This window comes from Nostoc sp. DedQUE08 (assembly GCF_034530895.1).
Classification (GTDB): domain Bacteria; phylum Cyanobacteriota; class Cyanobacteriia; order Cyanobacteriales; family Nostocaceae; genus Nostoc.
The window spans coordinates 208,725-215,593 of sequence record NZ_JAVRCD010000008.1 but is presented as its reverse complement, the minus strand read 5'-3'; the positions used below and the strand labels follow the sequence as shown (position 1 = coordinate 215,593).

At 42.8% G+C, this 6,869-nt stretch carries 6 protein-coding genes; 2 read left to right on the top strand and 4 right to left on the bottom strand.

All coding sequences use genetic code 11. The annotated features are described in order from the left end of the window. Positions 1-275: 275 nt before the first annotated feature. The 3 genes from RMY64_RS08210 to RMY64_RS08200 all read right to left on the bottom strand — a co-directional run bounded on the left by RMY64_RS08210 (position 276) and on the right by RMY64_RS08200 (position 2,934). Positions 276-593: a DNA-binding transcriptional regulator gene (locus RMY64_RS08210; protein WP_322670419.1), complete on the bottom strand. Its 318-nt coding sequence runs from the start codon at positions 591-593 to the stop codon at positions 276-278. After that, positions 565-960, bottom strand: coding sequence for a type II toxin-antitoxin system RelE/ParE family toxin (locus RMY64_RS08205; RefSeq protein WP_322670420.1), 396 nt, complete (start codon positions 958-960; stop codon positions 565-567). Before RMY64_RS08205 ends, RMY64_RS08210 begins: the two co-directional genes overlap by 29 nt. Before the next feature lie 198 nt (positions 961-1,158). Next, complete coding sequence (locus RMY64_RS08200; protein WP_322699787.1) at positions 1,159-2,934, bottom strand: N-acetylmuramoyl-L-alanine amidase; 1,776 nt, start codon at positions 2,932-2,934, stop codon at positions 1,159-1,161. 84 nt (positions 2,935-3,018) lie between these two features. Here RMY64_RS08200 and RMY64_RS08195 point away from each other — a divergent pair, with 84 nt between their 5' ends. Together RMY64_RS08195 and RMY64_RS08190 are read left to right on the top strand one after the other, a co-directional pair. Beyond that, positions 3,019-4,656, top strand: coding sequence for a CTP synthase (locus RMY64_RS08195; RefSeq protein WP_322670422.1), 1,638 nt, complete (start codon positions 3,019-3,021; stop codon positions 4,654-4,656). A gap of 115 nt (positions 4,657-4,771) precedes the next feature. Next, positions 4,772-5,194 carry a hypothetical protein gene (locus RMY64_RS08190; protein ID WP_322670423.1) on the top strand — a complete coding sequence of 141 codons (423 nt, stop codon included), beginning with the start codon at positions 4,772-4,774 and terminating at the stop codon, positions 5,192-5,194. A gap of 121 nt (positions 5,195-5,315) precedes the next feature. Here RMY64_RS08190 and RMY64_RS08185 read toward each other — a convergent pair whose 3' ends face one another. Continuing rightward, complete coding sequence (locus RMY64_RS08185) at positions 5,316-6,791, bottom strand: ABC transporter substrate-binding protein (RefSeq protein WP_322670424.1); 1,476 nt, start codon at positions 6,789-6,791, stop codon at positions 5,316-5,318. Positions 6,792-6,869: the final 78 nt, after the last annotated feature.

The following is a 6,869-nucleotide window of genomic DNA, read 5'->3' as shown; positions in this document are numbered from 1 at the left end:
AAATCCACTCTTACTCATCCACAGTCCCTTTAGATTTTCTTTACGAATCAGCTCTTAAAAATTACATCCACATGACTAACTGGCGATGTTGTATGAGACGACCTATCTATAGGATTCCCAAAATCTAAGCAACTCTTAACAATCATGCTATAGTCATAGTCAAAAAGCTTAAACAAAGACTGATCGCAACATTGAACAGCAACTAGCTAAAAAATAGTGATGGGCTACGCCCCGCCGGAGGCGATCGCATCCAGCAAGTATGCAGGGTTGACCCCTTAATCAATCAGGGTATTCAATCCCCGTTTCTTAACTAGGTGCAACAGCTTAAGAGCAGTGCCACTGGGACGCTTCTGACCGATTTCCCACTTTTGAACCGTTGATAGACTTGTATTTAAAATCGCAGCAAATACTGCCTGACTTACATGAGATGATTCGCGTATTTGCTTAATTTGTTCAGGTTCTAGCGGTTCAATCACAGACAAGCACAGACTGTCGAATTCACGCAATGTAGTTTGATCCATCAGTCCAGCCTTGTGCAGCCCTGTAGCCGTTTCGTGAACTGCTTCAAGAATCGCTGATTTCTTCTTCGCCATTGCAAATTACCTCCATCAATTCATCTTCCAGCTTGGCCTTTTCTAGATCCTCTAGCGTGTAAGATAACAGCACTGATGCCAGCTTTTTTAATGCTTTTTCTTCTTTTTTGTTAATGTTACTGCGCTCGTTTTTCGAGAAGCCGAAAACAAAAAACCAGCAATCTCCCTTGTTGGTTGCGACCAATGTACGAAAGTCACCACGCTTACCTTGTCCAGAGTGGGCAATCCGCTTTTTGAACAGCCCGCCTCCTAGATCGGCTTCGTAAAGTCCTGCTGTCATTTCGTTTACAGCCGCGCAGAGGCTGAGGTCGTTTAAACCCTCTTTGCGTGCCCAACGGTCAAACCATCGGGTTTTGTAAATTATCATGCTATGGTCATTATCTTCGCTTATTATATAGCACCAAGTGCTATGCTTGGCAATACACTATAAAACTCAAAAAGCTTGAACAAAGACCGATCGCAACATTGAGCAGGAACTAGTTAAAAAAGAGCGATGGGCTACGCCCCGCCGGAGGCGATCGCACTCCACTAAATACAATGAGGAACTACTGTTGTACCTCAAAATTTATCTCACACTCCTAACCCACTCAGTAATTCCCTGAGCGATCGCTTTTGCCATTTTCTTCTGTTCTTCTGGGTTCACTACCTGCTCAAATTCATCGGGATTACTCATAAAACCCAATTCCAACAACACTGATGGTGCAGCTGTCGGACGTGTCAGCGCCAAATTATCCCAAAATACACCATAAGAAGGTTTGCCGAGTTTTTTAACAACATAGGTCTGTAAAAACATTGCCAAGTTATGGGCTTGGGGTTGATACCAAAAAGCAGCGAATCCCTTGGTTTTTTCAGCATCACCATCATCGGGTAGGGAGTTGTGGTGTATAGAAATAGCGATCGCAGGTTCTTCTTGACTGATAATTGCCTGACGTTCTACTAGCGAAACTTCCTTGTCGTCCTCCCGTGTCATTACTACCGTTGCTCCTTCCTTCACCAACTCATCGCGCAGCAACTTAGATACCACCAAATTCACATCTTTTTCTAAATATCCAGTTGGGCCACTGGCACCAGATTCTTTACCGCCATGCCCTGGATCTAGTACAATCTTGAAATTAGCTAAAAGCTTGCGTCTTGTGTTCCCGATTTTAGGCGGATGACGCAAAGCCAAAACCAGGGTTGTACCGTCGTATCTCAGCTTATATCCCCACTGTTGAGCTTTTTTGAGGTTAAAGGTGTATTTTACTTGTCCTGGGGCTTCCTGTTGCCAGTCTAGGCGATAAATTAGGGGGTCATCATCCAGGCGAATTATGTCCGTTTGGGCAGTGGTATTGTAGAGAGTGAGAGCGAAAGCACCCTCACTTTGTTGCACGCTCACAGGTACGGGAACTTGTAAAGGGAAAACTATTTCTGTCGCACTAGGGAGTTGACGGTATCCGACACTGCGAATTATTGTTTGTGGCGGAACTGCACCAGGTAGAATGCGGGTTTCTTTACTATTAATCCAAGCGCCGTAATCTAGGCGCAACCATTCACCTTCCCTACCTGTAACTGTTGCGCGTGTGCCTTTGGGCAGTGGTGTGAGTCGGGAATAATCGGTGCTAGGGCCAGTACGAGCAACGCCTGACTCTACTGTAACCTCAAAAACTGGCAATTGCGCTCTTGAGAGGATTTCAATCTTACCAGATCCTGGTTGAGTTATCGTCTTGCCGTCAAGTGTCAGTTGAAATTGAGGTTTTCCCAGATCGGCGGCTGTTGCCACCGTAGTGCAACCTTGATAGTTGCCTAGGCTAGACTGGGCATGAGGCTGATTTTGACCTGTCAAAGCTGCCAAATTACTTGGTAGTTGTGCTTGTTGAGGTTGGGGTAAAAGGGCAATAGTTTGATTAGCCAGGGTTACAGAGACATTAGCGTTAGGGGGTGCGATCCCTTCGGGGAGCTTCGCTAACGCGCCAAAACAAATTACTTCTCCCGGTAATCTGGCAATGTCAACTGCGGGAGTCAGGGAATCTTTCGCAAAAGCTACCCCCTGTGGTAGTTCAGGGCTAGCGTTAAGCCCGATCACCTTAATTTTAAGTTCTTGATTGTGGTAACGCACAGTAAAAAGATTCTCCCCCAACTGCAAGGGGAAACTAGGGGAAAAATGACCAGCTTTGCTGCGGGTAATTGGCTTACTATTGATCAAAACCTGACCATCTGGTGGTGCAGTGCCCAGAAAAAAGATTTTTTGGGCACTTGTCTGGTAGTTTGTCTGGGGAAAAACGACTATAAGAGATGGCTCTGCCAATGCTACCGAGGAGGTGAGAATACAGCCTAATATTACTAATCCTAAGAGGTTTTTCACAGCAAATCACAGAAGATGACACCACAACAACTGTGGCACAATGACGGGATGTATTTTTAGAAGTTGTTAGAAATTCAAACTACTATGACTAAGTTTATCTTTGTTACTGGAGGCGTAGTTTCCAGTATTGGTAAGGGCATTGTAGCAGCAAGTCTAGGGCGTTTGCTCAAGTCGCGCGAATATTCGGTGTCGATTCTCAAACTCGACCCTTATATCAATATCGATCCTGGCACGATGAGTCCCTTTCAGCATGGGGAAGTATTCGTTACCCAAGATGGTGCGGAGACAGATTTAGACTTGGGGCATTACGAACGCTTTACCGATACCTCGATGTCGCGTTTGAACTGCGTTACTACTGGCTCGATTTACCAGGCAGTCATCAATAAAGAACGGCGCGGAGATTACAATGGCGGTACTGTACAGGTAATTCCTCATATTACCAATGAAATTAAAGACCGGATTCTGCGAGTTGCTAAAAGTACAAATCCTTCTGTAGTAATTACAGAAATCGGCGGGACGGTGGGAGATATTGAATCGCTGCCGTTTTTGGAAGCAATTCGCCAGTTCCGTAAAGAGGTGGGGCGGCAGAATGTGCTGTATATGCACGTAACTTTGGTGCCGTGGATTGCCTCTGCGGGTGAAATGAAAACTAAGCCGACACAGCATTCAGTTAAAGAACTCAGATCCATTGGCATTCAACCAGATATTTTAGTTTGTCGGAGCGATCGCCCTTTACCCAAGGGATTAAAGCAGAAATTGTCGGGATTTTGCGATGTGCCGGAAGAATGCGTTATCACTTCTCAAGATGCCAAAAGTATCTATGAAGTACCGCTAAATCTAGAACGGGAAGGAATGGCAGAACAAGTGCTGAACTTGCTGCAAATGGAACAACGTAAACCAGATTTGACGCAGTGGCAAACCCTGGTACAACGCTTGCATAGTCCTAAACACGAGGTAGAAATTGCCATTGTTGGTAAATATGTGCAGTTAAGTGATGCCTACCTATCTGTAGTGGAAGCGCTGAACCATGCTGCAATCTCCACTTATGGCAAACTGCGTCTGCGTTGGGTGAATTCAGAAGAATTGGAAACTGAACCAGCCGAAAATTATCTTAAAGGTGTCGATGGCATAGTTGTACCAGGAGGTTTCGGGGTTCGAGGAGTCGATGGCAAAATTGCCGCCATTAAATACGCCCGCGATCGCCAAATTCCCTTCTTGGGTTTATGCCTGGGTATGCAATGTTCTGTGATTGAATGGGCCAGAAACGTAGGGGGATTAACAGGTGCTAATAGTGCTGAATTTGACCCTTACACAACTAATCCGGTAATTAATTTATTGCCAGAACAGCAGGAAGTTGTGGATTTAGGGGGTACAATGCGCTTAGGATTATATCCTTGTCGTGTTCTCCCTGATACTTTAGCTTTTAAGCTCTATCAAGAAGATGTAATTTATGAACGACATCGACATCGCTATGAGTTCAACAATGCTTACCGCGATTTGTTGTTAAAGTCTGGCTATGTAATTAGTGGTACTTCTCCTGATGGACGTTTAGTTGAAATTGTGGAATTAACCAAGCACCCATTCTTTCTTGCTTGCCAATTTCATCCAGAATTTCAATCACGCCCCAGTACACCTCATCCTTTATTTAAAGGATTCATTCAAACAGCGATCGCTCTTTCCCTTTCGACATCTAGCACACCAACACCATTGGAGGTGTCATAACAATTCAAAATTCAAAATTCAAAATTCAAAATTAATTGCAACATTAACTTAAGACTTCAGTAGATTTGGATATCCAGGGTGCATCATTCGTAAATTTCGGACTTGAGGAGATGTTGTGGCGTACTGGGTGAAAATCCTTTACGAGAGGAAAGAATATGTAGTAAATTTTGAACGTGTCCATGCTTTTTGTTATGAACTGAATGGCAGAGTTACTTTTTGGCTACCCGATAGTGCCATTCCCATAATAATTAACCCACAAAATAACCTGGAAGATTATCAAAAAATTCTCGATTATTTAGAATGTGTGACAGGATTAGAATTAGAGCGTGCCCACTGGGTGAAAATAATTTACGAAAAAAATGAATATGTCATTAATCTCAACTGCATCAGTTCCTTTTGTCACGAACCGAACGGCAGGATAACTTTTTGGTTGCCAGATGGCACTATTCCTATTATCATCAACCCTGTGAGTAATCCTGAATCTTATGAAAAAGTTGTGAAATACGTTCAAAAAGCAACAGGATATTCTTTGTCTTGAAATTTCTGTATAGCAGAACAAGGTAAAATTAACAATTCAAAATTCACGCATTCAAATATTTTAAAACTTCTGCCTCCTGCCTCATCCCAACTACAAATATTTACGCGATTCTACTTATCACTTACTGCCATTCATCAAAAATTTGTTTTATCCGCTCAATTGCCGTGTCTGCTGCTTCTTCTGGAGATATTCTATTGACAACTATTCCATTGAGAGCTTTACCCCAAACATTCTCTTCTAAAACTAGGCTGTAAGCAGGGTTTTGGACAATATAAAATGGACGAGTATCTTTAGTTAATGTTTGAGTTGCAGTGGAAAGATGAGGATCTGCTGGATTTGTCCAAAAAGGATCTTTCCAAACAGGCTTCATTACTGGTAGATACCGACCTCCGGTAGCTTTGAGATAGTTTCCTATAATCTCAGGTTTAATTAAATATGCGAGAAAGTCTTTGGCTACCTTTTGGTTTTTAGACTCGGCAAACAAAACTATTTCATTAATCGAGACTAAGAAGCGCATCGGTTTACCATTAGGTTTGTTCGGAAATTCTAGGATACCAAGCTTGTGACGATAGGTGTCAGAATCTTGGCGGACAGCAGCAGAAATCGAGAGCGAACTGTTAGGCGTCATAACCACGCCACGATTGAGTAAGCTGCGATTATTGTCTGGATTTAACCAGTTTACTGCGTCTGGTGGTACGTAGCCTTGCTGGAAAAATTTCGCATACCACTCTAAGCTTTTAACAATACCTTGATACACCTTGGGATCGTTGAGCAGAAGTTGACCCTTGGAGTCTAAAATTTGGACATTGTATGCCTCTAAAATCTGCTCAAATAAGTAGTAGGTATCCGTAGAACCAGTGGAGAAAGGAAAGCCTAACCCGTAAATATTCTGTTTTTGCTGTGCGCGCAAATCATCCTGCACTTGTTTCCAAAACTCCCAGAAAGCATCCCAGTCTTTAGGGATATCGCTTTGAGTTCGACCTACTTTCTCTAGTAAGTCTCGCCAGTAAAAGATGTGAATTGTTAATTGATTAATTGGGACTGCATAGTAACTCGGTTTTTTATCAACGTTGTTATATAAACGAACTGCTTCCAACACACCTTCAGAATAAATACTTTTGACTGGCTCAATTACATCAGAGACATCTGCCAATTTACCTTCCCAGGCAAGACGTGGATACAGCTCCCTCTCAGCACTGCTATTTATGACGAGATCGGGTGAATTACCTGCCTGAAGTGCCCTTTGAGTCTTTTGTGGCAACTCATCGTTAGTATAGAAAGTAAGTTTAATTTTGTTGCCGCTTTGTTGTTCCCAGTTACTAATTATCTTCTGAAGCGCTTCATCCTCTTCCAAGGTATAACCTTTATCTGACCAAATCTTCAGGACTTTACTGTTAATAGGAGATTCGGTGACTGAAGATTGGCTAGATTTTAAGATGTTAATGCAGGCAAGAATTATCAAGCTGAATATTAATGCCGCGAGTACGTAGCGATGGCTAGCTCTTATTAGCATTACGGTAAAAGTTTGCTTGACTCTTTGCTGATACTTCAAGCCTTTAGTCATTGGACTGGCTTTGGTTCTGAATAACATACTCATTTTATGATTTTTGTCAGAAAAACATCTTTACTGCATCTTCTGACATTACATAGCGCTTATTCAAGCTTAAATAGTTGC

Bases quoted from the DNA above. Each gene is read 5' to 3' on its own strand.
- RMY64_RS08210 (WP_322670419.1), bottom strand. From the start codon at position 593: ATGGCGAAGAAGAAATCAGCGATTCTTGAAGCAGTTCACGAAACGGCT.
- RMY64_RS08205 (WP_322670420.1), bottom strand. From the start codon at position 960: ATGATAATTTACAAAACCCGATGGTTTGACCGTTGGGCACGCAAAGAG.
- RMY64_RS08195 (WP_322670422.1), top strand. From the start codon at position 3,019: ATGACTAAGTTTATCTTTGTTACTGGAGGCGTAGTTTCCAGTATTGGT.
- RMY64_RS08185 (WP_322670424.1), bottom strand. From the start codon at position 6,791: ATGAGTATGTTATTCAGAACCAAAGCCAGTCCAATGACTAAAGGCTTG.